This window comes from Allosalinactinospora lopnorensis, from assembly GCF_000981225.1.
Lineage (GTDB): Bacteria > Actinomycetota > Actinomycetes > Streptosporangiales > Streptosporangiaceae > Allosalinactinospora > Allosalinactinospora lopnorensis.
On the sequence record NZ_LAJC01000005.1, the window covers coordinates 88,651 to 114,219 of the forward strand.

24 protein-coding genes are annotated in these 25,569 nt (G+C 71.3%); 13 read left to right on the forward strand and 11 right to left on the reverse strand.

The window, feature by feature from the left end; translation table 11 throughout:
- Positions 1-42: 42 nt before the first annotated feature.
- From fabF to VS93_RS03345, 4 genes are all read right to left on the reverse strand, one after another.
- Positions 43-1,281 carry a beta-ketoacyl-ACP synthase II gene (gene fabF / locus VS93_RS03330; RefSeq protein ID WP_046468523.1) on the reverse strand — a complete coding sequence of 413 codons (1,239 nt, stop codon included), beginning with the start codon at positions 1,279-1,281 and terminating at the stop codon, positions 43-45.
- A 150-nt stretch (positions 1,282-1,431) separates the two neighbouring features.
- Positions 1,432-1,671 (reverse strand): acyl carrier protein, encoded by a 240-nt coding sequence (locus VS93_RS03335; protein WP_046468524.1) that lies wholly within the window; start codon positions 1,669-1,671, stop codon positions 1,432-1,434.
- Between the two features lie 81 nt (positions 1,672-1,752).
- The gene (locus VS93_RS03340; protein ID WP_046468525.1) at positions 1,753-2,706 is read right to left on the reverse strand and encodes a beta-ketoacyl-ACP synthase III; all 954 of its coding nucleotides are present in this window, start codon (positions 2,704-2,706) and stop codon (positions 1,753-1,755) included.
- Positions 2,703-3,665 (reverse strand): ACP S-malonyltransferase, encoded by a 963-nt coding sequence (locus tag VS93_RS03345; protein ID WP_082126584.1) that lies wholly within the window; start codon positions 3,663-3,665, stop codon positions 2,703-2,705. Before VS93_RS03345 ends, VS93_RS03340 begins: the two co-directional genes overlap by 4 nt.
- A gap of 265 nt (positions 3,666-3,930) precedes the next feature.
- On the opposite strand from VS93_RS03345, the gene VS93_RS03350 reads away from it, so the two are divergent.
- From VS93_RS03350 to VS93_RS03360, 3 genes are all read left to right on the forward strand, one after another.
- The gene (locus tag VS93_RS03350; RefSeq protein WP_046468527.1) at positions 3,931-5,175 is read left to right on the forward strand and encodes a PucR family transcriptional regulator; all 1,245 of its coding nucleotides are present in this window, start codon (positions 3,931-3,933) and stop codon (positions 5,173-5,175) included.
- 434 nt (positions 5,176-5,609) lie between these two features.
- Positions 5,610-6,467 carry a hypothetical protein gene (locus VS93_RS03355; RefSeq protein ID WP_082126585.1) on the forward strand — a complete coding sequence of 286 codons (858 nt, stop codon included), beginning with the start codon at positions 5,610-5,612 and terminating at the stop codon, positions 6,465-6,467.
- A gap of 453 nt (positions 6,468-6,920) precedes the next feature.
- Positions 6,921-7,928 carry a universal stress protein gene (locus tag VS93_RS03360; protein ID WP_082126586.1) on the forward strand — a complete coding sequence of 336 codons (1,008 nt, stop codon included), beginning with the start codon at positions 6,921-6,923 and terminating at the stop codon, positions 7,926-7,928.
- A gap of 697 nt (positions 7,929-8,625) precedes the next feature.
- Here the strand turns inward: VS93_RS03360 and VS93_RS03365 are convergent.
- Positions 8,626-9,612 carry an Acg family FMN-binding oxidoreductase gene (locus tag VS93_RS03365; RefSeq protein WP_046468528.1) on the reverse strand — a complete coding sequence of 329 codons (987 nt, stop codon included), beginning with the start codon at positions 9,610-9,612 and terminating at the stop codon, positions 8,626-8,628.
- Between the two features lie 401 nt (positions 9,613-10,013).
- On the opposite strand from VS93_RS03365, the gene VS93_RS03370 reads away from it, so the two are divergent.
- The 5 genes from VS93_RS03370 to VS93_RS03390 all read left to right on the forward strand — a co-directional run bounded on the left by VS93_RS03370 (position 10,014) and on the right by VS93_RS03390 (position 13,430).
- Positions 10,014-10,700 (forward strand): helix-turn-helix domain-containing protein, encoded by a 687-nt coding sequence (locus VS93_RS03370; protein ID WP_046468529.1) that lies wholly within the window; start codon positions 10,014-10,016, stop codon positions 10,698-10,700.
- A 302-nt stretch (positions 10,701-11,002) separates the two neighbouring features.
- Positions 11,003-11,701, forward strand: coding sequence for a CBS domain-containing protein (locus VS93_RS03375; protein ID WP_046468530.1), 699 nt, complete (start codon positions 11,003-11,005; stop codon positions 11,699-11,701).
- Positions 11,702-11,862: 161 nt separating this feature from the next.
- A complete protein-coding gene (locus tag VS93_RS03380) occupies positions 11,863-12,645 on the forward strand; it encodes a DUF899 domain-containing protein (RefSeq protein WP_046468531.1) in 783 nt (260 codons plus the stop codon).
- 262 nt (positions 12,646-12,907) lie between these two features.
- Positions 12,908-13,099: a hypothetical protein gene (locus VS93_RS03385; protein WP_046468532.1), complete on the forward strand. Its 192-nt coding sequence runs from the start codon at positions 12,908-12,910 to the stop codon at positions 13,097-13,099.
- 55 nt (positions 13,100-13,154) lie between these two features.
- Positions 13,155-13,430 (forward strand): ribosomal protein L7/L12, encoded by a 276-nt coding sequence (locus VS93_RS03390; RefSeq protein ID WP_162231631.1) that lies wholly within the window; start codon positions 13,155-13,157, stop codon positions 13,428-13,430.
- Positions 13,431-13,487: 57 nt separating this feature from the next.
- Here the strand turns inward: VS93_RS03390 and VS93_RS03395 are convergent, their stop codons facing one another.
- The 3 genes from VS93_RS03395 to VS93_RS03405 form a co-directional block, all read right to left on the reverse strand.
- Complete coding sequence (locus tag VS93_RS03395; protein ID WP_046468534.1) at positions 13,488-14,009, reverse strand: O-acetyl-ADP-ribose deacetylase; 522 nt, start codon at positions 14,007-14,009, stop codon at positions 13,488-13,490.
- Positions 14,010-14,192: 183 nt separating this feature from the next.
- The gene (locus VS93_RS03400) at positions 14,193-14,711 is read right to left on the reverse strand and encodes a flavodoxin domain-containing protein (protein WP_046468535.1); all 519 of its coding nucleotides are present in this window, start codon (positions 14,709-14,711) and stop codon (positions 14,193-14,195) included.
- Positions 14,712-14,848: 137 nt separating this feature from the next.
- Positions 14,849-15,343: a universal stress protein gene (locus VS93_RS03405; protein WP_046468536.1), complete on the reverse strand. Its 495-nt coding sequence runs from the start codon at positions 15,341-15,343 to the stop codon at positions 14,849-14,851.
- 547 nt (positions 15,344-15,890) lie between these two features.
- On the opposite strand from VS93_RS03405, the gene VS93_RS03410 reads away from it, so the two are divergent.
- Entirely contained in the window at positions 15,891-18,368 is a 2,478-nt protein-coding gene (locus VS93_RS03410) for a bifunctional acetate--CoA ligase family protein/GNAT family N-acetyltransferase (RefSeq protein WP_236700316.1), read from the forward strand.
- Positions 18,369-18,397: 29 nt separating this feature from the next.
- Here VS93_RS03410 and VS93_RS03415 read toward each other — a convergent pair whose 3' ends face one another.
- Genes VS93_RS03415 through VS93_RS03425 form a run of 3 tightly spaced genes read right to left on the reverse strand, consistent with a single transcriptional unit; the run spans position 18,398 to position 20,991 of the window.
- The gene (locus VS93_RS03415; protein ID WP_046468537.1) at positions 18,398-18,997 is read right to left on the reverse strand and encodes a CBS domain-containing protein; all 600 of its coding nucleotides are present in this window, start codon (positions 18,995-18,997) and stop codon (positions 18,398-18,400) included.
- 33 nt (positions 18,998-19,030) lie between these two features.
- A complete protein-coding gene (locus VS93_RS03420) occupies positions 19,031-20,515 on the reverse strand; it encodes a bifunctional aminoglycoside phosphotransferase/ATP-binding protein (protein WP_236700317.1) in 1,485 nt (494 codons plus the stop codon).
- Between the two features lie 59 nt (positions 20,516-20,574).
- Positions 20,575-20,991 (reverse strand): Hsp20/alpha crystallin family protein, encoded by a 417-nt coding sequence (locus tag VS93_RS03425; protein WP_046468538.1) that lies wholly within the window; start codon positions 20,989-20,991, stop codon positions 20,575-20,577.
- A 236-nt stretch (positions 20,992-21,227) separates the two neighbouring features.
- On the opposite strand from VS93_RS03425, the gene VS93_RS30960 reads away from it, so the two are divergent.
- From VS93_RS30960 to VS93_RS03435, 4 genes are all read left to right on the forward strand, one after another.
- On the forward strand, positions 21,228-21,365 hold the full coding sequence (locus VS93_RS30960; RefSeq protein ID WP_236700318.1) for a hypothetical protein: 138 nt from the start codon (positions 21,228-21,230) through the stop codon (positions 21,363-21,365).
- Positions 21,341-21,640, forward strand: coding sequence for a CBS domain-containing protein (locus VS93_RS30965; protein ID WP_236700319.1), 300 nt, complete (start codon positions 21,341-21,343; stop codon positions 21,638-21,640). The genes VS93_RS30960 and VS93_RS30965 overlap by 25 nt, the downstream gene beginning before the upstream one ends.
- Complete coding sequence (locus tag VS93_RS30970) at positions 21,586-21,891, forward strand: BON domain-containing protein (RefSeq protein WP_236700320.1); 306 nt, start codon at positions 21,586-21,588, stop codon at positions 21,889-21,891. The genes VS93_RS30965 and VS93_RS30970 overlap by 55 nt, the downstream gene beginning before the upstream one ends.
- 150 nt (positions 21,892-22,041) lie before the next feature.
- The gene (locus tag VS93_RS03435) at positions 22,042-25,437 is read left to right on the forward strand and encodes a heavy metal translocating P-type ATPase (RefSeq protein ID WP_082126587.1); all 3,396 of its coding nucleotides are present in this window, start codon (positions 22,042-22,044) and stop codon (positions 25,435-25,437) included.
- The last annotated feature ends 132 nt before the right edge of the window (positions 25,438-25,569 follow it).

Below are 25,569 nucleotides of genomic sequence, written 5' to 3' on the forward strand. Positions count from 1 at the left end.
AGGTCGGCGTCCCGCCCCCGGGCGCCTCTTCCGCCGGGGAGATCAGGGGCGGCGGAAGACCACCGCGATGTTGTGGCCGCCGAAGCCGAACGACTCGTTGAGCGCGGCCAATGCCTCGGCGGGAAGTTCGCGTTGCTTGTCGCGGACGATGTCCACCTGGACATCGGGGTCGAGCTCTTCGATGTTGATGGTCGGTGGGATCCGGCCCTCGTGCAGGGTGAGTACGGTCGCGATGGACTCCACGGCACCCGCTCCACCGAGGAGATGGCCGGTCATGGACTTCGTGGAGGTGACCGCCACCTGGTCGGCGGCGGTGTCGCCCAGAGCGATGCGGATGGCGGCGGTCTCGCTGACGTCACCGGTGGGCGTCGACGTCGCGTGCGCGTTCACGTGGGCGATGTCGGTCGGCTTCAGGTCCGCGTTGGTCAAAGCGCTGAGGATCGCGCGCGCCTGTCCCGTGCCCTCAGGGTCCGGGGCGACGATGTCGTGGGCGTCGTCGGAGTATCCGGCGCCGGCCGCAACGGCGTAGACGCGGGCGCCGCGTCTCGCGGCGTGCTCGGCGGACTCCAGGATGACGACGCCGGAGCCCTCGCTCATGACGAAGCCGTCGCGGTTGACGTCCCACGGGCGGGAGGCGCCCTGCGGATCGTCGTTGCGGGTCGACAGCGCGCGCATCGAAGCGAACGAGGCGATGTTCAGCGGGTGCAGGGCGGCTTCGGTGCCGCCGGCGATCACGATGTCGGCGCGGCCCACGCGGATCATGTCGATGGCGTTGGCGATGGCCTCCGCGCTCGACGCGCAGGCGCTCACCGGAGAGTGCGCCCCGGCCCGCGCGCTGAACTCCAGTGCCACGGCCGCCGCGGGGCTGTTGGGCATGAGCATCGGCACCGTGAATGGTGAGACGCGCTTCCAGCCCTTCTCCCGGAAGATGTCGTACTGCTCAAGAATGGTCAGGATGCCGCCGATACCGCTGGAAAGGACGACCCCCAGGCGCACCGGGTCGACATCCGGTGTTCCCGCGTCGCCCCAGGCCTCCTTCGCGGCGATCAGCGCGAACTGCTGAGTGCGGTCCAGACGGCGCAGCCGCGCGCGCGGCAGCTTCTCCGAGGGCTCCTCGGCAGCCCGGCCGGCGAAGTGGACCGGCAGGTCGGCGACCCAGTCCTCAGTGAGGGTCGAGATGCCGGAGCGACCTTCGAGAAGCGCGGACCAGGTTGTGGCGACGTCACCTCCTAGGGGGGTGGTCGCGCCAAGGCCAGTGACGACGACGTCGGTGTTACTCATTGGCCGTTCGCCCTTCTCGCTGGTCGAACCCGGCTTGGCTGGTGCCGGGCTCTGGGTGCTGGACGGTCTCGCTCTCCCCCGTTGGTGAGGGGCGTGGCCCGCCGGCGACCGCGCACAGGCGGGGCCGGCGGGCTCGGAACGCGGAGGTCCCTACTTCTGGATGTAGTTGATGACGTCCCGGACCGTCTTCAGGTCCTTGAGCTGGTCATCGGGGATCTCGACGCCGAACTTGTCCTGCGCGGCGACGGCGATCTCCACCATGGACAGGGAGTCGATGTCGAGGTCGTCGACGAAGCTCTTCTCCGGCGTGACGTCGGCGGCGGGGACGCCGGCGATCTCGTCGATGATCTCGCCGAGGCCGGCCAGAATTTCCTCTTCAGAGTGGGCCATCTTGGAGTTCTCCTTCGGTATGCGATCGAGTGTTGCCGCGGGGTCCCGTCGCGCACGCTCCGGGCCTTGCTCCGCGGATGTCTAGGGGATCCGCAGCACCTGTGCCGCGTAGGTCAGTCCGGCGCCGAATCCCAGAGTGAGCACGGTGCTCCCCGAGGGCAGCTCGCCGCGTTCGCTCATGCGGGAGATCGCAAGAGGAATGGACGCGGACGAGGTGTTGCCCGCCGTGACGATATCGCGCGCGACGAGCGCTTGCGGAGCGCCCAGTCTGCGCGCTATGGCCTCGACGATGCGCAGGTTGGCCTGGTGCGGCACGAACGCGGTGAGCTCGGTGGCCGCAACCCCGGCGCGCTCCAGGGCTTCCAGCGCCACCGGGTAGAGCTCGGTGGTCGTCCAACGGAAGACCGTCTGCCCCTCCTGGAAAAGGTATCTGTTCTCCCGCAGGTGGATCTTGTCGGCGCGTTCACCGGAACTGCCCCACACGACGGGGCCGATGCCCGGTTCGTCGGCGGCGGTGACCACCGCGGCCCCGGCGCCGTCGGCGAAGATCACGCAGGTGGAGCGGTCGTCCCAGTCGACCCACTCGGAGAGCTTCTCCGAGCCCACGACGAGCACGTTCTGTGCGGATCCGATGCGCACGGCGTCCGAGGCCACCGCGAGCGCGTAGCAGAACCCGGCGCACGCGGCGTTCAGGTCGAACGCCCCAGGGGCGTTGATCCCCAGGTGTGAGGCGACGCTGGAGGCGGCGTGCGGGATCTGATCGGTCTGGGTGCATGTGGCGACGATCACCAGATCGATCTCGTCGGGGGAGAGCCCGCCGGCGGCGAGGGCCTTCCCCCCGGCGGCGACGGCCATGCTGACCACGGTCTCGTCGGCGCCGGCGATGCGGCGCTCCTCGACACCGACCCGGCTTCGGATCCACTCGTCCGAGGTGTCCACGCGGGCGGTGAGGTCGTCATTGCTGACGACGTTGCCGGGCTGGTACTCGCCGAAGGCGACGACGCGCGCACCGGGCGCGGGGGCGGAAAGGTTCATCGGGCACGACCTTCCAGGTCGACGGGAGAACCGACCGAGTGCTCCTTGACCAGCTCGCGGGCGCGGTCGAGGTCTTCGGGGCTCTTGACGGCGAGCAGTTCGACACCGCGTAGCGAACGCTTGGCCAGTCCGACCAGGGTGCCCGCGGGCGGCAACTCGATGAGTGCCGTGACCCCGAGGTCGGCCAGGGTCCGGGTGCAGGCGTCCCAGCGGACCGGGGAACTGATCTGCGAGACGAGGCGGCCGAGGTACTCGCTCCCGCTGGTGACCACCGCGCCGTCGCGGTTGGACAGCAGCCGGGTGCCGGGATCCGCCGGTGCGATCGTTTCGGCCATTCGCTGCACACGCTCCATGGCCGGGGCCATGTGTTCGGTGTGGAACGCGCCGGCGACCGAGAGCGGACGCAGCCGGGCGCGGGAGGGCGGGTCCTCGGCGAAAGCGGCGAGCTGCCCCTCCGTTCCGGCGGCCACGATCTGCCCGGAGCCGTTGTCGTTGGCCGCGGTCAGTCCGTGGGCGTCAAGAGCCGACAGGACCGCCTCGCGGTCCCCGCCGAGCACCGCGGTCATGCCGGTGGCGATGCTCGCGGAAGCCTCGGCCATGCCGCGGGCCCGCTCGGCTACCAGGGCCAGGGCGTCCTCGGGGCTGAGAACACCCGCGATACCGGCGGCGGTGAACTCGCCAACGCTGTGCCCGGCGATCGCGTCGATGGATGGAGGCGCGTCCGCGAGATCGCCGAAGAGGGCCGCGGTGGCGGCGAGCCCGGCGCTGACCAGCAGCGGCTGGGCGACAGCAGTATCGCGGATCTCCTCCGCGTCGGCGGTCGAGCCGTAGCGCTCCAGGTCCAGCCCGGTCACCGCGGACCACCGCTCGAAACGATCGGCCATGCCGGGCGATTCGAGCCATGGGGCGAGGAAGCCGGGAACCTGGGCGCCTTGGCCGGGAGCAACGATTACAAGCACGCCATTAACACTGCCCTGTAGGGGATCACCAGTCGGATGGCGACACGTACGAAGTTTTCGAGATTCGATTTGTCGAACTTCTACAAGATGGCCCGACCTGGAGGTGAAATGCTCTGAGCGGAAGCGGCGCGGCCGATCCAAGTGTGGGCCATCCCACCCGTCACCCTCCACGGAGGCGCCGCGCGCCGCGGGCATGTGCCGCTGGTATGTCCCGAAAAGGGCGGCTGCGGCAGCGTGCGGGCCGGCCTGATGCCACCCTGGAAGCGTGAACACGAAATTCACTGACCGGGACGAGTCGCGGCAGCCGGCCGGTGCGTCCGATGACGACGCGGCCGTCCGGGCCGAGACCGTGACCCGCCTCGAACGTTCCATGGGCGCGCTCGGTACGGCCGCCGTAGCCCGTATGGAAAGCCGGCTGTCCTGGTTCCGCCGGATGTCGGCCGAAGACCGGTCCTGGGTGGGCCTGGTGGCCCAGTCCGGCGTGGCGGCCTTCGTCGACTGGTTCAAGACACCGGGACGCGGCCGCCCGGCCATCACCGTCGAGGTGTTCGGGACGGCGCCGCGCGAGCTCACCCGCTCGGTGACGCTGCAGCAGACCGTGGAGATGATCCGGGTCGTCATCGATGTCGTGGAGGCCCAGGTCGAGGAGTTGGCCGCTCCCGGAGGGGAGCAGCAGTTGCGCGAGGCGGTGCTGCGCTACACCCGCGAGGTCGCGTTCAGCTCGGCCAAGATCTACGCCAGAGCGGCCGAGGCGCGCGGTGCCTGGGACGCGCGGCTGGAAGCGCTCATCGTCGACGCCCTCCACGGCGACCGTGAGGAGGGGCTGCAGACCTGGGGCTCGGCCCTGGGCTGGTCGCACACGCCTGTCATCGCGATCGCCGGCGGCCTGGGCGAGCGAGAGGGCGAGGGGGCGCTCGACGACATCCGCGTCGCCGCGCGCCGCGCCGGCCACGATGTCCTCGCGGGGCTCCAAGGAGAACGGGTCGTGGTGGTGGTCGGCGTCAACGAGAAGTTCGACGAGGCGTCCGCCCCCATGGCGGTCGCGGAGCCGCTCGCCGGGATGTTCGGCTCGGGGCCGGTCGTCGTCGGCCCGGCTGTCACCGACCTGCAGTCCGCGAACCACTCGGTGCGCTCAGCGGTGAGCGGGCTGCGGGCCGCTGTCGCCTGGCCCGACGCCCCGCGTCCGGTGCTCGCCGAGGACCTGTTGCCCGAGCGGGCCCTGGAAGGCGACTCCGTCGCGCGGCGCCGGCTCGTGGACGAGGTCTATCTTCCCCTGCGCAACACGGGCTCACCGTTGCTGGACACCCTGTCGGTGTACTTGGAGCACGCGTCCTCCCTGGAGGCCACCGCGCGGATGCTGTTCGTGCACCCCAACACCGTCCGGTACCGCCTCAGCCGGATCGCCGAGCTGACCGGCCATATCCCTTCGGACGGGCGGGGCTCGTTCGTGCTGCGGATCGCGGTAACGTTGGGCCGGCTTTCCGAACGCGGCGCGGCGCCCGATGAGTGACGGAGTCCTCACGGACCTGCGGCGAATCGGTAACGGATCACAGGCTGCCGAACTGTCCGAAATGGTGCCGCATCCGGTGTCGCGGGCAGGAACTCTGGGGCGGCGCGGGCCGTTCCTGGGGTGGGAAAGGGAAATCACCTGGTCTTTCAGGGGTCGACCCCGAAATACTGCCGTATGTGATCCAGTAGGCACGACCCAGCCGTTAAAGGCGTCAACTGAATGTGAATCTAACGCGTCTATGCGGGTAAGGGGATCTGCGACAAGCTGGGAGCATCAGCGCGGATCAGCGGATCGTTGTGGCTTGTGCGCGGTTGACTGACAACAGTGCCATTCACGAATCGTGATCAATCGGCCACTTTCCGCGGTTGCGCTTGCGGGTCCGGGAGATCTCCTAGTGCGTGTGCTTGTGAACGAGGATTTGGGGGATTACGGCTGTGAGCAGAGTGAAGAAGCTGTACGCGAGCTTGAGGGAGGCCGTTCTGCGGCCGACGGAAACCGGACAGCTTCGTCGGCAGGTTCTGTTCTTCGTTCCCCTCCCCATCCCCGTGTTCGCCATCGTGGCGCTGGCGGTGGGGGGCAGCCTCTCCGCTCCGGGCTGGATGATCCTGCTGTCGGGTTCGGTCGCGATCGCCTCGCTGCTACTGGCTGTCGTCGTGCAGCCCTCCCCCTTGCCCGAGGGGCTGTCCGCTGAGGCATCGGTCCGCCGTTCGCTGCACCGGTTCCGCCAGATCACCACTCTGAGGATCAGCCTGGCACTGACCCCGATCGCGGTGGGAGCCGGAACGGCCGTGGCCGGCGGCGGCCTCCTCCCTCTGATAGTCGCCCTCCTGCTGGCCTGGCCGCAGCTCCTGCTCGCCATGCCGAGCTTCTTCATCATCACCCGCGCCAGGCGCGCCATGGAGGCATGGGGCACCAAGGCCTACCTCTGGGCTGCCCTGGCCCAGTCGGCCCGCGTGGAGTGGCCGATCGCGACCTACCTGATGGAGCAGTACCACGAGCGGAAGGCCCTGGCCGCCCAGCGGGCCGAGAAGGCCGCCTCGGGACGGGGAAGGGACGAGGTTCCCACCCAGGAGGGCGCGGAGCAGGACACGAGCGGGACGAACGCGGATCTGCCCGAGCGCTTGGCCGTGCCCACGGCCGAGCCCAAAGCCGAGCCGGGGAACCTGATCCCCGGTTTCCCGATGCCGGGTGCGGTCGCTTCCCCGGCGCGGCGCATCCTGCGCACCGGCGACGGCATTCGGCGCAAGGTCCGCTCGGGGCGGGGAAACCGGCGCCCCAAGACCAAGAACTGACCCGGCCCGGCGGCGAGCCCCTGGTTTCAGCCGCGGGCAGGAAGCCGACGTGAGCGCTGGGCCGTCGGTGCGGAAAGAGGCCGCGGCCCCTTTCCTGCCCGCTCCCTCCGACCGGGTGCTCCTGCGCGCCGCTTTCCGCGTACCGGCATGCGAGCGCATGAGGTGGTAGGGCCGAAAGTCGGCGATGGCTGCCCCCGGGACGAGGCGGCGGCTGGGACGAAAGCCCTCCGGATACAGGTATGTCGGCGCTAACAGTCAAGGGGAGCGGTGGTCAGACTGATTCCGAGACCACCGCGACATCGGCCGGGTCCCGGTCTCGGGCGAGGATGCCCTGCGGCACCGGGACACGTGTGGAGTCCGCACAGCCCCGCCCCGGGTCCGGTCGCTTTCGGTGGACCTCACGCCCCGAACAAGGGTCTGTCGGGGTATCGCCCAACGAATCGGGAAGCCAGGATGATCGGTAAGAAGGCCGAAGAAACGCAGAACGCCGAGAGCGCGGCCCCGGAAGCCGGGAGTGCCGCCCAGCGTGAGGTCGTGGTGGGGGTTGACGGGTCGGCCCCGAGCCGGGCCGCACTGGATTGGGCGGCGGAGGCGGCCGTCAGGCGCGGGATCGGGCTGAGGATCGTGTGCGCGCTGAGCATGCCGTTGGTGGCGATGCCTTTCAGCGCCCCGGTGCGGGTGGCACCCACGCCCGAGTTGGCGGACCGGGCGGAGGTGGTGCTGACCAGGGCGGTTGAGCGGGTGGCCGAGGTGGCGCCCGCGCTCGCGGTGCGAACACAGGTCTCCTCCCTGGAGCCGGCTCCGGCGCTGATTGTCGCCTCAAGGCAGGCGGAGCTGGTGGTGGTGGGCTCGCGCGGGCTGGGCGGGACGGGATCGGTGTTCCTGGGCTCGGTCAGTGTCCGGGTCTGCGCTCACGGGGCATGCCCTGTTGTGGTGGTGCCACCCGGTGATGAGAGGCGGCGACCCCAGGAGCGCCGGCGCGTGGTGGTGGGGGTGGACGATTCCGCGCATTCGGGCGCGGCGCTGCGATTCGCACTCGGGGAAGCGGCCCGGCTCGGGGCCGAACTCCGGGTGGTACACGCCTGGCACGTGCCGGTGCCGCTGGATCCGCTGGCGCTTGGGGCGGCAGACTACGCGGTCGATCAGCAGATGCTGGCCGAGCGTGCCGAGGGGCGGGTGCGCGCGCTGGTGCAGGAGGCGCGCTCAGGCTTCCTGGACCAGGTGGCGGTGGACGTGGTGGTGGTGAAGGACCACCCGGCGCATGCGCTGCTCACCGAGGCTCAGGAGGCGGATCTGGTGGTGATCGGCTCCCGGGGCCGGGGCGGGTTCCGCGGGCTGCTCCTGGGGTCGGTGAGCCAGGCGGTGCTGCACCACGCCTCGGCGCCGGTGGTCGTCGCCCGCACCGGCGCGGAGCACGTTGTGGACGAGGAGGCGGGAAAGGAGCACGCGGAGCGTTCGTGAACCGCCGACGGGACCGGGCGCCATCGGGAGGCCCGATACGGCCGACACGCGGACCGGAAAGACCGCAGGGCCGTCTTTCCGGGTGGTTAGCGGGCATTCGAATTCTCGAACGAATAGGGGCGCCACCGGGTCCGCCCGTGGCAGGGACGGGACTTCGGGTTCCTGAAGTCCGCCCCGGTGCGCGCAAAATCCTGCTGTGGCCGCGGAAAAGGGCCGGTCTCCCACCCCGGAAAGGAGACCGGCCCACACGTTTCTACCATCGTCTGCGCGGGCTCCGGGCCTTTTCGCCGGTGCCGACGCGCCGTTCTCCGGGAGGAGCCGCGCCGCTTCGTCGCTGCGCGGGGGTCGCAGCCCCGGAGACAGGGGCGCGCCTGCGGCCGAACCACCGCCGTCCAGCGGCTCCGCCGCCGATCCGCTCTTGTCGCGCGGGGAGTGCGGGATCCGGTGCGAAGGAAGAAGGCGCCCCCCGTTTCCCGTTTCCGCGCGATCGCCTTGCGGTGGTCTTTCGAAGGAGGAGACCGGAATACCGCGGGAATCACCGTACGAACACGGACCGTTGCGGAGGAACGGAAGAAGCAGTCCGGAAGGATCCTCCATTCCGGTCCGGTGAATCCGAGGCAGGCGGCTTTTTCCTCCGGCGGTTGTGCGCTTCGCCCGGCTCCCGGCCGGAACCGCCCGGCGCGTCCGGACCGGTGGGTCAGCTTCCGGCGAGCACGGCCTTGATCTCGTCGTCCAGCGCCGAGCGGTGAGGGTGCGCCCGTCCGAGGCGCATGATCATCTGCGGGTGCGCACCGCAGATGCGCTCGGTGATGAACGCGCGCAGCAGCGGTTCCTCCAGGGGCTGGGTGTGGAAGGCGGCGGACACCCCGCCGGCGGTCGCCGTCAGGAGCATCCGCTGCAGCGCCTGCCCAGCGCTCAGGTGGCTCGAACGGGTGTCGGCGGGCGTACTGAGGATCGCGACCGTCCCCGAGACCTCGCCGTGCACGTCGAGCAGGCCGCGGATCCGGTTTCCCCCGTAGTCGCGGCCCGGGAACATGCCGCTGTCGGTCTGTTCGGTGGGAGGGAAGTCCTCGGCGCGGACTCCGGTGAGAAGCCGGCTGTCCGGCGTGCGCACCCAGCGAGCGAGCTCCTCGGCGTGGCCCCGCTCGTGCCTGTGCAGGAATTCGGCGCCGGCCACCAGCCCCCCGAGTGAACGCACTAGTGAGTCGTCGGTGATCAGGTGCAGTGTCGCCTCCTCAGCGGTCGCGGCCGCGCTGAGGGCCCGGACGAGCCGCACATCGTCGACGTCGGCCAGGAACGGTCCGCGGTGGGTCCGCCGCCGGCGGATCGAGGCGAAGAGCGTGCGCTCCAGGTCGCTCGGCTCGACGCGTCCTGTCACGGCGACGTCCGCGAGCAGGCCGGGACGGTCGGGATCGGGGAACGCCACGACGTGGGGCAGGTCGCCGTGCGCCCGCAACGCGGTGCGGATGTTGTACAACGCCGCACCGCAGCTGATGACGAGCTCCCGTGCCGCGGGATCGGTGACGTCCAGCCGCCTGTCGACATCCGCGCTTACCGTGATATGCGTTCCATCGCGCGTGAGGACCCATGGCCGGGTGTTGCACACCGACGGCGCGCGTTCGGCGGCGGCCATTGCGACACGTATGCGCTCGGCCGGTTCCGAGCGGAGCTCGCGAGCGTCCATCAGTATCAGCTCCGATCGTCGTGGTGCCGACAAGGTCGGCGTCAGGTGCGGGCGTGGTGCACCGCAGGGGCGGCCCCACCTGTTCGGCCGCGTGTGCCCCGCATACCCGCGGGTCGCCCGTCCCGAAGGCCGCCGACTGTCCTCGCCGTGTCACCGCGAGGCGGGGCACGGCCGCGACCATCCCCGTGTCCAGTACATCCGGGGCGGGGGCGGCCCGTTAGGGGCCAACGATCGGACTGCTCAGGGCGGAGGTCCCGGCTGTCCCGGTGCCGGCCGGTACTTTCGGCCCGTTCTCATGAGGCGAAGGGCGGATGCCCGGCGCCGGGGATGATGCCGAGACTGGGGGAGAGGGGCGGCCGGAGACCACGCCGACCGCCCGTGCCCAGGCAGCAGGGAGCAGCATGGACAGGACCTACGAAGCCCGCCAGCACACCAAGGGCCGCGGGGATCTCGGACGCCGGGTGGCCCAGCGGCGCGTCGAGCTCGGACTCTCGGTGGAGGAGGTCGCGCGCCGCGCCGGGATGGCACCCGGGTACGTGATGTACCTGGAGGAGTACCTGCCCAACCTCAGCCGCTGGTCGATGGCGCGGCTGGCCCGGGCGCTGGAGACCAGCCCGGATACCCTGCTCGGCGCGGACGTCGAGACCCCGCCGGGTCGCAGTCCCACCTTCGGGCGTGCCGCCAGCCTGCGGCCCTTGGACGTCGAGGAGTGCATGGACCTCATCAGGCCGGGAGGCGTGGGACGGATCGCCTTCCCCACTGAGGGGGAGGCCGGCCCCATGGTCCTGCCGGTGAACTTCGCGGTGGTCGACGGCAACATCGTTTTCCGCACGGCTGATGACGGGGTCATCGCCAGACATGCCGCCGGGTACGTGAGCTTCCAGGTCGACCGGTTCGACGGGGTGATGAGCGAGGGCTGGAGCGTGCTGGTCAAAGGGCGGGCGCGGCTGGTGCGCGACCCGGGCGAGCTGGACGACCTCGCGGCGGTACCCGTGCGCCCGTGGGCCGGGGGCGACCGCGAAGCCTATGTGATGATCACGCCCACCGCCATCAGCGGGCGCCGGGCCAGCGCAAACGAAGTGGGGTGACACTCACGCCCGGAGAGGGCACTGTCTTCACGTTGCGCCCGCGATCACAGGCGCTGAACCGGTCTCAGCGGCCCCGGATGGCCTTGCGGAGGCCGAAGCCTCCACGGTCGCGGAGCGACCGTGGACCCGGAGCCGCGCGTCGCGAGGGCGATCGCGGCAATGACCGCCGGCCGGCGCACGCAGGACGGTCCGAAGTCCTGTGCGGCCCGGCCTTAAGGCTCTGCCGACCGGAGATGGCACGGCCGTAGCGTGAAACCGCGTTCGCAGCGGGACGGTGCGCACTGAGTCTGAGGGGAGCCCACATGAGCAGGATCGTCCGTGAGGTGATGACCACCGACGTACTCTCCATCGGCCCGGAGAGCTCGGTCAAGGAGGTCGCCCGGTTGATGGTCGCCCGAGGCGTATCCGCCCTGCCGGTCGTCGAAGACGACCGCGTCGTCGGGATCGTCTCCGAGACTGATCTGGTGCGTCACGGGGAGTTCGTCTCCGAAGGCCCCGAGGACGAGGACGACCGCGTGCCGCTGCAGACCCGGCTGCGTCGCGGCCTGGGCGCCGCGGGCAGCGTCCAGGACAGGACCCGGACCGAGAGCGCCGTTGGGCTCATGACCCGCAAGGTGGTCACCACGGGGCCCGAGGAGACCGTCGTCGCCGTGGCGCGCGCGATGGAGCGCCACGATCTCAAGCAGTTGCCCGTCGTCGACGAGCGCGGCCGTCTGATGGGGATGATCAGCCGGCGCGACCTGCTGCGGGTGTTCGTCCGCCCCGATGAGGACATCGCGCGCGACATCGGTACGGCGCTGGCCGCAGTGCCGGCCTGGCTGGACGCCGGACGCATCCGGTTCCAGGTGGACGACGGCGCCGTCACTATCGAGGGGCGGTTGGAGCACCGCAGCCACTGCGCTGTGATCACGCAGCTGATCCACACGGTGGACGGCGTGGTGGGCCTGCACAGCAAGCTCACCTGGAACGTCGACGACATGCTGCCGCCGAGAACACCTTAGAGCGCGTCTGTGAACTCGTCGGCGCGACGTGGTGCGTGCAGGCCCGGCCGAGGGCGCGCCCCCTTGCCGCGATGAGTTCCGGCCGGGTCGCGAGTCTGTTCTGGTGACCGTTGTAGGACGTCGTACGACGGTGCCCGGCACGAGACACCACGGAGGACACCATGACGACCACGTCGGACGATCCGACCACCGCGCTGCACGGCCGCCCGCCCGTCGTTGACCTAGCCACCTGGCAGACCGCCCGTGACGAGCTTCTGGTCCGCGAGAAGGCCCACACCCGCGAGGGCGACGCCCTCGCCGCGGCCCGCCGCCGGCTGCCGATGGTGGAGCTCGACGGGACGGTCGAGGTCGTGGGACCCGACGGCCCGGTCCCGTTCCTGGACCTGTTCCAGGGCCGCGACGAGCTCGTGGTCTACAAGCACATGTGGTATGACGACGCGCCGCACCAGGGGCAGTGCGAGGGCTGCACCACCACGGCCTGGCACCTGAAGGACGCCGTCTACCTCAACGCCCGCGGCGTCTCGTTGGCCATCCTGACCACGGGCCGGTGGGACGAGGTGGCCTCCTACGTCGAGTTCATGGGCTACACCCAGCCCTGGTACTCGGTGCGCGACGTGGACGCGCCGGTCGGCGGCAGCATGGGTTACATCACCTGCTTCCTGCGCGACGGCGACCGCGTGTTCCTCACCTACTCCACGACGGGCCGTGGCAACGAGCCGGTCAACGGGTCCTTGGGCCTACTCGACATGACGCCTTATGGCCGCGGCGAGGCGTGGGAGGACAACCCCAAGGGCTGGCCCGAGGGGCGCGGCGCGTGCTGGTTCTGGCGCTCGGACGCGGACGGGAACGCCACCTGGGGCCCGACCAGCCGCCCCGTGCCGCAGTGGACCCGCCCCGGCGCGACCCCCGTGCAGACCCTCGGTCGGCACGGCCACCACCACTGACGTGCCTTCGTCGACGGCGTTGGCAAAGGTGTTAGGTGCCGGGCGGAACCTCCCGACGATGCGAACGGCCCCCGCGCGCTCGATCGGTGGGCGGTTCGCCCGGAAGGTGGAGGACTCCTGGTAGGAGAGGGGCTGTCTAGACTTGCCAGTCCTACCAGGAATCCGGGTGCACGTATCGTCCAAGTGCCAGTACTCGTCATGGCCTGCTCATGGCCGGGGTGGTGATCGTCCCTCGCGGCGGCACTTCTACCCCGGTTCGACGATGACCGACGGGCAGTGGGCGCTGCTGGCGCCGCTGCTCCCGGCGGCGGGGAGCACCGGCGGGCTGCTACTGGCCGTCGTGATCACGACCGCCTCCTTGCAGGACCGCGACGGTGCGTTCCGCATCACCGCCGCGCCGCGCGAGGCGTTCTCCACGATCACCCTGGTGTGGGCCGACGCCGGGTACACCTAGCGACCCGCCATGGAGGTTAAACAAAGAGCTAGGATCGGCCTCCATGGAGATAACAGTGCTCGCCGTCGCGTTCATTTTTGTGGTGCTGCTCGTGATCATGGGATTCAAGATGGACAAGCCTAAGCAGAGAATCGCCCGGCTGGAGCACAGGGTCAATCTGATCTTCGACCATCTGGACATCGAGGAGTTCGGCACGGCTCAACTCGAAGCGGTTGGTGAGCTCGCACGTCAGGGAAAGAAGATCAAGGCGATCAAGCTCTACCGCGAGATCACGGGCGCCGGCCTCCAGGAGGCGAAGGATGCGGTGGAGGCGATGCCGGGCGGACGCTGATCCGCGGCGCCCGGCTTTCCGGCGGCTGGATCGTTGGTGGGGGATGGTCAATGATCGTCAGCCCTCCGCCCGGGCCAGCGCGCTCTCGAACGCCGCGTATGCGGGGCTGTCGAACAGCACGAACCTGCGGGTGGTGACGTTGCTGGTGGCGGTTTCCGACACGGCCGCGATGGCGACGCGCGCGGCGTCGTCAAGGGGCCAGCCGTAGGCTCCCGTGGAGATCGTCGGAAAGGCGACGGTCTCGGCGCCGAGTTCGCCGGCTACCCGAAGCGACTCGACGTAGCAGGACGCGAGCAGGTGGGAGCGATCCTCGGCCGTCGTGTAGACGGGACCGACCGTGTGGATCACCCAGCGCGCCGGGAGCTCGCCGGCCGTGGTCGCCACCGCCTGTCCGGCCGGAAGCCCGTCCCTGTGCGAGGAGTCCCGCAGCCGTCGGCACTCGGCCAGGATGCCCGGGCCGCCGCGCCGGTGGATCGCGCCGTCGACACCGCCTCCACCAAGCAGGGAGGAGTTCGCGGCGTTGACGACCGCGTCGACCTCTTGTGCGGTGATGTCCCCGCGGACGATCTCGATACCCATAGTGGTGGCCACCGTTTCCTTCGACGACGAATCCGGTTCCAGGGTGCCGCTCCGCCGTGCTGCCTCGGCCGGGCGGCCGCACCGCGTCGTCTCCGTACCCGTCGCGGCCGGAGCGCGAACCGCGCACTCTCGTCGCCGCGCCTCCTTTCCGGTCTCGGCCGAGCAGGAGGGGCCGGTCGGAGTTCACCGCTGCTTCTCGGTGACCCGCGCCGCGATCTGCTCCCCCCATTGCCGGGCGCGCTGCGACTCTCCCTGCGAGAGGGGCCCCGTCATTCCCTCGACGAAGAAGCTCACCGCGGGAGCGATGACCCGGAAGCCGCCGCGCCGGAGGCGTTTCCGGGCACCGCGTGCCGCCGAACCGGGAAGACGGGGCCTCCTCACCCGGGTGTCGAACGCCGCGGCGTCGACATCAGGGGATCCTCCGCTCAGGGAGTCCAGCCACTCGCGCACCCCCTCCCCAGCCGATACCAGGTCCCTGCCCGCCTGCTCCGCGGCCGACCTCCGGGTGCTCGCACGGGTCATGCCGAAGGCGTGGGTCGGACCTCCCACGATGAGCAGCCGGACATCACCGCCGATGGAACGAGGGGCGCTCGAGACCTCCGCGACGTCCACGCCGAACCGGGTCGCCACCCCCGCCGCGATCTCCTCTGCGACCGCCTCCGTGTTGCCGAACATGGATTCGTAAACCACCAGTGCACGCATTCCGTCCCCCCGATCGAATCCCCCATCCCCATATTCCCCGGACCGTACCCCGTCTCACCAGGCTGATGGGTCCCGGGCTTTCGCGGCGGCCGGGCGCGGGCGGGTAGCACCATCCATCGCGGTCCTCACCGTTTCCGCTACCGCATGGCGATGTGGCCGCCTCTTCCGTGCTCGCCGACCGGTGCCGCGGAGGCCTTCCTCGGAGCGGACGTCACGATCACTACGGGACAGGAGAGCGTTTCGACGCAGGCCGGGATGGTACGCCCGACACTCGACGCCATCGGCGAGGAGTGCTCGGGTGCGCCCAGGACCAGCAGGTCGGCGTCCTCGGCGGCTCTGGCGAGGGCGTGCGCGGCGAAGTCGCCGCAGACGAGGATCCGCAGTACGCGAGACCAGACCCGTTCGGAGTCCTCGACCGCGTGGCGCAGCTCCCGGGCGGCGAGAGCGTGTCGGGTGGTGGAGGGGGCGGCACCGGTGCGGGGAGCGCCGGAGGCGCCCTCGATCACGCGCACCACCCACAGGTCGCAGTCGCGCAGCCGTGCCTCCTGGACGGCCCAGGACAGGGCCGCTGCGGACGGCGCCGAGCCGTCGTAGCCGACCACGATGGGTTTCGCCGGAGACGTCTGCTTCATACCGCAGGCCCCCTTCTCAGCCGCATGCGCGTGTGCCCTCCGGGAGGCCACCGCTCGGTTGTCCCCTGACCAGCACATCCCACGCGGAAACGCCCCGTTAGGGGCGAACGGTGGCACCGGGCGGGACGGAGGTCCCGCGGCCCCGCCAGCGAGGCCGGCCTCCGCTTCCCGCGCCCCGTCCGGGCCCTCGGCGGTGCCGGACACGGGTCCAAGGACTCGGTGCCGGAGGACTTCGGTCGTAAGGCCGCGGCCACGCCGCGGGGCAGAGGAGACAGAGCACCGGTTCGGCGGGCGTGTTTCCCGGCGGACCCGGCGCCCGTTTTCCGATCGCCGCACGCCACCCAGGAGAGGGGTCCGCCGTGACCGTCGAATCCGGTATCGACTCCGCCCACGCGCTGCTGACCGATGGCGCCATCGTGCTGATCCGGCCGGCCCGGCCCGACGACGCCCCGGAGGTCCGCAGGATGCACGAGGCGATGTCGGCGGAGAACCAGCAGATGCGCTTCTTCGTGCCGAGCGCCGCGATGGCGCCCAGGTCGCGGAGTGGATGTGCGCGAAGCAGGACGCCCGCCACAGGGCGCTCCTGGCCGTGCTCGGCGGCGAGATCGTCGGCGCCGCCGGCTACGAGGCCACCGACCGCGCGGGCGTCGCCGATGCGGCACTGGCGGTCGCCGACCACGTCCACGGCCGGGGGGTGGGCACCCTGCTGCTGGAGTACCTGGCGTCTCTGGCCAGAGAGCACGGGTTCACCGCCCTCCAGGCCGAGGTGCTGGCGTCCAACCACGGGATGCTGCGGGTGTTCGCCGACGCGGGGATGCGCATGCAGCGGCGGACGGAGGCCGGCGTGGTGGAGACGACGATCCCGCTGGACCAGGACGACCACTACCTCGACGCCCTCGGCGAGCGGGAGAGCAGGGCGGACCGGGAGAGCATGCGGCTACTGCTGCGCGCCGGGTCGGTGGTGGTCGTCGGCGGCACGCGACGCGCCGTCTCCGTCGGCAACGCGATCCTGCGCAACATCCGCGGCAGCGGGTACGGTGGCCGCCTGTACGCGGTCCATCCGAGCGCCGCGAGTGTGGCTGACGTGGCGGCCCTCCCCTCGGTGGCCGAGCTGCCGGAGGCGCCGGACCTGGCGGTGATCGCGGTGCCGCCGGACTCCGTTCTGCAGGTCGCGCGGGCGTGCGGTGAGCGGGGCGTGGGGGCGCTCGTCGTCATCACCGCCGGGCTCGACCCGCGGGCCGGCCGGGAGTTGCTCGCTGTGTGCAGGGAGCACGGGATGCGCCTGGTGGGGCCCAACTGCTTCGGGGCCGCCAACATGGAGCCGGAGGTGCGACTGCACGCCACCTTCGCCGCACGCGCCCCCGCCTCCGGGAGAGCGGGCATCGTCGTGCAGTCCGGAGGTGTCGGTATAGCGCTGCTGGACCATCTCTCGCGCCTGGGCATCGGCGTCTCCTCCTTCCTCTCAGCGGGCAACAAACTCGATGTGAGCAGCAACGACATGCTGGCGTGGTGGGAGTCGGACCCGGAGACCGCCATGGCGCTCGTGCACGTGGAGTCCTTCGGCAACCCGCGCAAGTTCTCCCGCCTCGCCCGACGGCTGGGCAGGAGGATGCCCGTCCTCACGGTGCTCGCGGGGCGCTCCGCGTCCGGGCAGAGAGCCGCGGCCTCCCATACCGCCGCCGCGGTCACGCCGGCCCTGACCACCGAGGCGCTCTTCCGGCAGGCCGGGGTTACCGCGACGCGCGGGATCGGGGAGCTGGTCGGCACCGCCGCTCTCTTCGCGCTCCAACCGCTGCCGACCGGGCCGCGGGTCGCCATCATCACCAATGCCGGGGGTGCCGGTGTGCTGGCCGCCGACGCATGCGCCGACGCGGGGCTGGAGGTCTGCGAACTCCGCCCCGAAACCAGGAGCGAACTCGAACGGCTCCTTCCCGCGGACGCAGCGTGCGCCAACCCCGTCGACACCACGCCCTCGGCCCGAACCGACCAGCTCCGCGCCTGCCTGGAGTCCCTCGCGGCGGCACCGGAGGTCGACGCGGTCATCGCGATCATGGTGCGAACCGCACTCGCCGATCCGGCGCCGACGGTCCTCGCGGCGGCCCGCGGCAAGCCGGTGATCGCCGTCGCGCCGGACCAGGCGGAGGCGGTGACCGTTCTGTCCACAGGCGGAAACGGTGCGGTGCCCTCCTACGGCAGCCCGGAGGGAGCCGCGGTGGCGTTGGGGCACGCCTGGGAGCGGACCCGCTGGCTGGCCCGCCCGACAGGTACACCACCGGCGTTCGCCGGTCTGGCGAGACAGCAGAGTGCGAGGATCGTCCGCGATTTCCTCGCGCAGTGGCCGGAGGGCGGTTGGCTGCCGCTGCACCAGGCGATGGAGCTGCTGGAGTGCTACTCGATCCCGGTGGCGCCGTGGCGGCTGGTCCGCAACGCCGGGGAGGCGGCCCGGGCCGCGCGGGAACTCGGCGTTCCCGTGGCGCTGAAGGCGGACGTCGCGGGGGTGGTCCACAAGAAGCGGGCGGGTGCGCTGCGCCTGGACCTCTCGGGTGCGGACCGGGTGCGCGAGGCGTACGACACCGTGACCGAGCTGTTCCGGGAGGATCTGCGCGGGGTCGTGGTCCAGGCGATGGCCCCGAGGGGGTTCGAGGTACTGCTCGGGGTGGCGCAGCAACCGGTGTTCGGCCCGCTGGTCGTCTGCGGACTCGGCGGGACCTACACCGAAGCGCTCCGTACCCGTTCGGCCCGTCTGGCCCCTCTGACCGACCTCGACGCCGCGGAGCTCGTCCGCTCCGTGCGCGCGATACGGGAGCTCGGCGAGCACGGCGGCGAGGACGCCGTGGACCCGGCCGCGCTGGCGGATATGGCGCTCCGGCTGTCCTGGTTGACCGAGGACCTGCCGGAGGTGGCCGAACTCGACATGAACCCCGTCGTGGCCGGCGCCTCAGGGGCGGTGTGCGTCGACGTCCGGGTCCGGTTGACGGCCCGCCCGCACGGCGACCCCTACCTGCGGGCGCTGCGGCCGTTCTGAGTCCGGAGGGGGCGGGCCGCCGTGCACCGTCACGTGCGCTCGATGACGACGCGGGCTACCCCGGGGACGGTCCGCGCGATGGTGGCCACCAGGTGCTCGTCGGGGGCGGTCCCACCGCCCGTGAGGCGGGCTACGCCGTTGTGGACCCGGATCTTCCAGCCGTGCAGGTAGGGGCCGCTGTTGGCGAGCGCGTCGACCAGGTCGGCGTGGATCTGCTCGTCGGTGCGGGTGTGGGCGCGCAGCAGGTCGCCGCGGCCGACCATGCCGACGACGCGTCCGGCGCGCAGTACGGGGACGGTGCGGATCCGGGAGTGCACCATGCGCTCGCTGAGTTCGGCGACGTCGCTGTTCTCAGTGGTGGTCACCACCGCACGGGTCATCACCTGCGAGACCGTCTGCGGTGGTGCGCCCTCCGGTTCGGCGACCGGGCGTGCCGAGGCGCGGGGGTCGGGCTCGAAACGGTCGCGCAGCAGATCGATCTCGGTCACGATTCCGGCGAGCACGCCGGCGTCATCGACCACGGGGGCGGCGATGAGGCCGTTTTCGACCAGTGCCGCGGCCGCCGCCTGGACCGGCATGTCCGGGGTCAGCACCACCCTGGCCGGGGTCATCGCTTCCTCCACCAGCATGGGGCGCTCCTTCTCTGGGCGGTCGGTGCCGTGTCACGGCTGCGCATCGGGCTGCAGGCCGCTCGCGGCCAGCGCCTGGGCGAGGACGTCCGGCATGGGGCGGGAGGTGTCCACGATGGTCGACTCGGGCCACGGGGCGAAGGTGTCGACCATGGTCTGCGCGACCGCGGGCCCGGCATCGGAGACGCCCCCGCTGGCCGCGCGTTCGGCGAGCCGCCGGTCGACGACCTCCTGAGGCGCCGTGCAGCGCAGTTGCACGAAGTCGGCCCGGGCCGCTTCGGCGAGCGTTCCGGCGGCGCGCCTGAGGGGTTCGGCCGACCAGGACGCGTCGAGAACGACCGACTCGCCGCGGTCGAGGAGCCCGCGTCCTCGTTCGAGGAGGGTGTCGTAGACCCGGCGGGTCGCTTCGGCGGTGTAGATCCCCTCGCCGTAGGACGCGGCGGCGGAGTGCAGTGGGGGCAGGCCGGCGGATTCCTTGCGGATCCGGTCGCTGCTGAGGAGGACCGCGCCGAGGCGGTCGGCCAGCCGCTCCGCGAACGTCGTCTTGCCCGTCGCGGGTGTGCCGCCGACGGCGAACAGCCGCACGGCGCCACTGCGCAGGTGGTCCTGTGCCATCTGTTCGAGCAGACGCGCCTCGTCTCCCGCTTCACCGTCCCCCTGCTCGTGGCGCAGACAGGCGACCTTGGCGCGGACCAACGCGCGATAGGCCACGTAGTGGTGGTGCAGCGAGTCGGGTGCCGGGTCGCCGGCGAACGAGGCGTAGGAGCGCGTGAATGACGCTCCCAGCCGGGGTGCACCGAGCCGTTCCAGATCCATGGCCAGGAACGCCGCGTCGTCCAGTCCGTCGAGCCGGCGTAGGCGGTCGTCGAACTCCAGGCAGTCGAGGACGCGCGGACCGTCGTCGAGGCAGAAGACATCGTTGGTGAGGAGGTCACCGTGCCCGTCCACGATCCGCCCCTCGTCGATCCGGGCCCTGAACAGATCGTGCCGGCCGTCGACGAACCGCAGGGCCAGCCGTTCGATCTCTTCGAGCCGGCCACCCAGAACGGTGTCCTGGAAGGGGTGGGCCTCGGCGATGTTGTCGGCCCAGCGGCCTCGGAGGGCCTCGGCCGCCCCCTGCTTCGAGATCTCCGGGCCGCGCTCGGCGCGACTGTGGAACGCAGCGATGAGGTGGGCGAGACGGCGCAGTTCCCCGCTGACGTCTGCCCCCTCACGGACCAGGGTGGACAGTCGACGCGCGGCGGGCATGCGGCGCATCGCGACAAGGTGGTCGACCGGTCTCCCGTCGGCGCCGGTTACGTCGAGCACGCCTTCGTAGACATCGGGCGCCAACCGGCGGTTCAGCTGGACCTCGCGGTGGCAGGCCGTGCGGCGCAGCTCGCGCGTGCTGTAGTCGAGGAAGCCGAAGTCCTCGGGTTTTTTCAGCTTGTAGGCGTGCTCTCCCACCAGGAAGACCACGCCCGCGTGCGTTTCGTATACGTCGGCGTAAGGGGAGCTCTCCTGGATGATGTGCGGCACCTCCTGCGGTTCTCGGTCTCGGCGGCCGTTCCTGGACGCCGGGCATCCTGGTGCGGCGCCTACCGGTCGCGCCGGCTGACGTTCACCTGGCGGCGGCCCTCTTCCCGCTCGGTAAGGCCGACACCGACCTCGAGGATCCCGTTGCCGTAGCTCGCAGAGACATCGTCCTCGTCGGCGCCCTTGGGCGGCGAAACCGTGCGGGTGAACGAGCCGTACCGGAATTCGGAGCACCGGTCCTCCCGGCTTTCCTTGCGGTGTTCGGCGCTGATGGTGAGCGCGCCGGACAGGACCGTCACGCTGATGTCCTCGTCGGGGGCGACACCGGGAAGCTCAGCGCGGACGACGTAGCGTCCCTCGCGGACGAAGTCCTCGACGCGGATACCCGGTGGGTACCGCAGCGGCAGGAACGGGGACTCCAGAAGGGCGCCGAAGTCGGGTAGGAGCGAGTGGCCCTCGCGCGGGGCGAGCCTGTTCATGGTATGCCTCCCTGAGTGGTGACCTGCCCTTCCAGTCCGGCCGCCTAACACGGAAGGGATAGGAACCGCTCGTCGGGGCGTGCGGGGCCGAAGGTCACCAGGACCGCTGAGCGGCCGGGCGGCTCCGCGCCCGTCCGGGGTAACGGAGGTCCCGGTCGACCGGGACCTCCGTTCCTGGTCGGTGACGGTTGCGGTGGGCAGTGTCGAAGGAACGCGACCGCGGCGAAAGGGAGGCCGTGCCCAGTACAGTCGGCGATCTGATGACCAGTCGCGTCATCGCTGTGTCGGAGAACGCCGAATTCAGGGACATCGCGATCGTCCTGCGGGGAACGGCGTCAGTGCGCTGCCCGTGGTCGGCCCGGGCCGGCGGGTGACCGGTGTCGTCTCAGCGGCCGACCTGCTGCTGAAGATCGCGGACCCCGACCCGGAAGGCGACTGTCTCCCGGAGAGGTACGGCGACAGGATCGGACGGAGGAAACGCGACGCCGTTACCGCGTGGGACCTCATGACCGCGCCTCCGGTGACCATAGCGGCCGGAGCGACCCCGCAGGGGGCGGCCGGGCGGATGCGCCGGTACCGGGTCAAACGCCTGCCGTGGTCGTTGACGGCGGCCGGCTCGTCGGTATCCTCAGCCGTCTGGACCTGCTGAGCCTCTACTCCGTGCACGACGACCAGCTCGGGGAGACGGTCTTGCAGGAGGCCGTCCGCGGTGAGTTCGGTCTGCCCGAGGTCGAGGTGTCGGTATGCGAGGGCGTCATCACCCTTGAGGGCGGGACGGCGCGCCGCTCGGACATCCTCCGGCTCGTCCACGCGGTCCGGCGCGTCGAAGGGGTCGTCCGGGTGCGCTGCCTGCTCGACTACGACGTGGACGACCTGGTCCTGATGAGCGGGAAGCGCTGACCCGCCGGACCGGGCCGTTGGCCGGGCGGCGTCCGGAAGACCCGCGCAGGAGCGGTCCGAAGTCCCGTATCGCCCGGTCCAACGGCTCTGCCGGTCGAATACGGACGACCGTAGCGTGAGATCGCAGCCCGCGTCGTGAGGAGAGCTGACATGACTACGATCATCCGCGAGGTGATGGCCACCGATGTGGTTCCCATCAGCCCGGACACCCCATTCAAAGACATCGCCCGGCTGATGGTATCCGGAAACGTCTCCGCCCTGCCCGTCGTCGAGGGCGGGCGCGTCATCGGGATCGTCTCCGAGGCCGACCTGATGCACAAAGAGGAGTTCAAGCCCGAGGCAACCGGCGACGAGTACCACGAGCCGCTGCGGGCGCGGTTGCGCCGTATTCTGGGCACCTCGGGCAGCGCCCTGGACAAGGCCCGGGCCGAGAACGCCGGCGGCCTCATGACCAGGAAAGTGGTCACCGTCCCCCCTGAGGAGACCATCGTCGTCGCGGCACGTATGATGGACCGCCACGACGTCAAGCAGCTCCCCGTGGTCGACGAGCGCGGCCATTTGATCGGGATGCTCAGCCGGCACGAGCTGGTTCGGGTGTTCGCCCGGCCCGACGAGGAGATCACGCGCGACATCGAGGCCGAGTTCGCGGCGGCACCCACCTGGCTGCTCGACACCGAGCGCGTCCGGTTCACGGTGGACGACGGGACGGTCACCGTCGAGGGGCGGGTGGAGCAGCACAGCAATAGCACCGTGATCATCCAGCTCATCCGCGGGGTGGACGGCGTGGTGGGGGTGCACAGCAAGATCACCTGGAACATCGACGACATGCTGCCGCCGAGGGGCTCCTACGTACCTAGTGGTCACCTGGACGGGCCTTCCAGCGCCGACGGGGGCCCGCCCTGCGCGCAACGAGCCCCCGCTGTCCTCGTCCCTCGGCGGCGGACGCGCGCCCACAGGAACGCTCGGCTCTGCGCGGATGGGAGGCTAGAAGACGGTGGCAGCGCAAGGGGGAACGACGGCCGAGACAGCGGAGGCCGCAGGGGCGGCCTCCGCTGCAGTGAATTCGCCCTTCCACGCGCCCAAACGCGCCTGGCGGACCTTCCCCCGCGAGTGGCCCCGCCGCGCTTCCGCCCCGCTTCACCGGTCCGGTCTGCGCGGCGGCCCCGTCCCCAGGCCGGTCCGGGGTCTGCCGTGTTGACGCGCCTGCTGTTCTGGGCGTGCCTGCTCGGCCTGGTCACGGGGGGCGCCGCCTGGCTCGCCGCGCCACCCGTGGCCGATACCGCGTGGCTGCTCACCACGGTGCTGGCGACCGTCCCGGCGTTGTGGTGGGTCACCGAAGGGGTGCGTCAGCGGCGGTTGGGGACCGACGCCATCGCGGTACTGGCTCTGGTCGGCACGATCGCCGTGCAGGAGTACCTGGCGGGCGCCATCATCGCCGTGATGCTCACCGGTGGACGGCTCCTGGAACGGCGCGCGGAGGGGCGGGCGCGGCGCGACCTCAGCGCGCTGCTGTCCCGGGCCCCCAAGGTCGCGCACCGCCGGGAGGGCGAAACCGGCGGAGAGATCGTCACCGTCGACGCCGCAGAGGTCCGCCCCGGCGACCTCCTCCTGGTCCGGACGGGCGAGGTGATCCCGGTCGACGGCCGGATCGAGGAAGCGCCCTCGGGGACGGGGGAACGGGGCGATGAGCGCGACAGGGGGACCGGGACGGTGGCCCTCATCGACGAGTCCGCCGTCACCGGCGAACCGCTCCCGGTGGAGAAGGGCGCCGGAGACAGCGTGTCCAGCGGAACGGTGAACGCCGGGGACCCGTTCGAGTCGCGCGCGACCGCGGACGCCGACGCCAGCACCTACGCGGGGATCGTGCGCCTGGCACGCGAGACACAGGCGCACAGCGCCCCGTTCGTCCGGATGGCGGACCGCTACGCCGCGCTCTTCCTCCCGCTGACGCTGCTGCTGGCCGGGGCCGCGTGGCTGTTCTCCGGTGATCCGGTCCGCGCGGTGGCGGTGCTGGTCGTGGCGACCCCGTGCCCGCTGATCCTGGCCGCCCCCATCGCATTCACCAGCGGTCTGTCCCGCGGCGCGCGACGCGGCGTGATCGTCAAGGGCGGGGGCGCTCTGGAACGCCTGGCACGGGCACAGGTGCTGCTGTTCGACAAGACCGGCACGGTCACCGCCGGCCGGCCGCGGGTCAGCCGGGTCATGGTCGGACCGGGTCCTCTCAGAGAGGACGAGGTGCTCAGGCTCGCGGCATCACTTGACCAGGTGTCACCGCACGTGCTGGCCTCGGCGATCGTGCGCGCCGCCAAGCGGGCGGAGGTGCGGCTGGAACTGCCCGCGGACGTGACCGAGGTGGCGGGCCGAGGAGTGCGCGGGAACGTGGGCGGCCGGATGGTCGCAGTCGGAAAGGCATCCTGGGCGGGGTCCGGTGTGCCGCCCTCCTGGATCGCAGAGGCGCGGCGCCGGGCCGCCGCGGCCGGATCGGTGACCGTCTTCGTGGGGGTCGACGGCGAGATCGCCGGGGTCCTGCTGCTCGATGACCCGTTGCGGCCCGACGCCCCGCGCACGTTCCGGCTGCTGCGCCGCGCCGGCATCGACCGGGCCGTGATGGTCACCGGGGACCGCTCCGCGGTGGCTGAGCCGATCGCCGAGCTGGTCGGGGCCGATGAGGTCCACGCCGAGTGCACCCCCGCACAGAAGGTCGCGGTGGTGCGCGAGGAGAGCGAGCGCGCGCCCACGATCATGGTGGGCGACGGGATCAATGACGCGCCCGCCCTGGCCGGTGCCGGGGTCGGCGTCGCGCTCGGGGCGCGGGGGGCGACGTCGTCATCGGAGACCGCCGACGTCGTCATCACGGTGGACCGCCTGGAGCGGCTGGCCGAGACGCTGGCGATCGCCCGCCGGTCGAAGACCATCGCGAGGCAGAGCGTCCTGGTCGGCATGGGGCTGTCGCTGGCGGCGATGCTGGTCGCCGCCGCCGGGGCGCTGCCGCCGACGGCGGGGGCGCTGCTCCAGGAGGGCATCGACGTCGCGGTGATCCTCAACGCGCTGCGCGCGCTGGGGCCCGGCCCGGGCGGCCGCGTCCCCCGGCTCCGCGGTGACGCCGCGGAGCTGGTGCGCCGGCTCGACGAGGAGCATCGACGACTGTGGCCGGAGATCCGCCGGCTGCCGCCGATCGCCGCCATGGCCGGCACCGCGGCACCGTTACCCCCTGATGTCCTCGACGAGATCGAGGACTTCGCGCGCGCCCTCGCCGCGCACGAGCGGGACGACGAGCACATTCTCTACCCGCAGGTGGCCAGGGTCCTCGGCGGGACCGACCCCACCGGCACCATGAGCCGGGGACACGCCGAGATCTCCACCCTGCTCCGCCGGCTCCGCGAACTCACCGCGCAGCTCCGCGACGACGCCGGGAGTGAGGAGTCCCGGCAGGAGCTCTCCCGGGCGCTGCTGGAGCTGTACGCGGTCCTGAACCTGCATTTCGCCCAAGAGGAAGAGGCCTTCCACTCCCTGGCCGACGAACCCGGGGTTCCGGACCGGCGCTGACTCCGGCCGGTCGCCGTGCGCCCCCCGGACCGGCGGGAGCGGCGTCCACGGAACAGGGGGTGCGGCTGTCCCGGGCGGCCTCGCGGGATCGCCGTACCGCGGCGCGGTTCCGATGCGGAACACAGAGAAGGA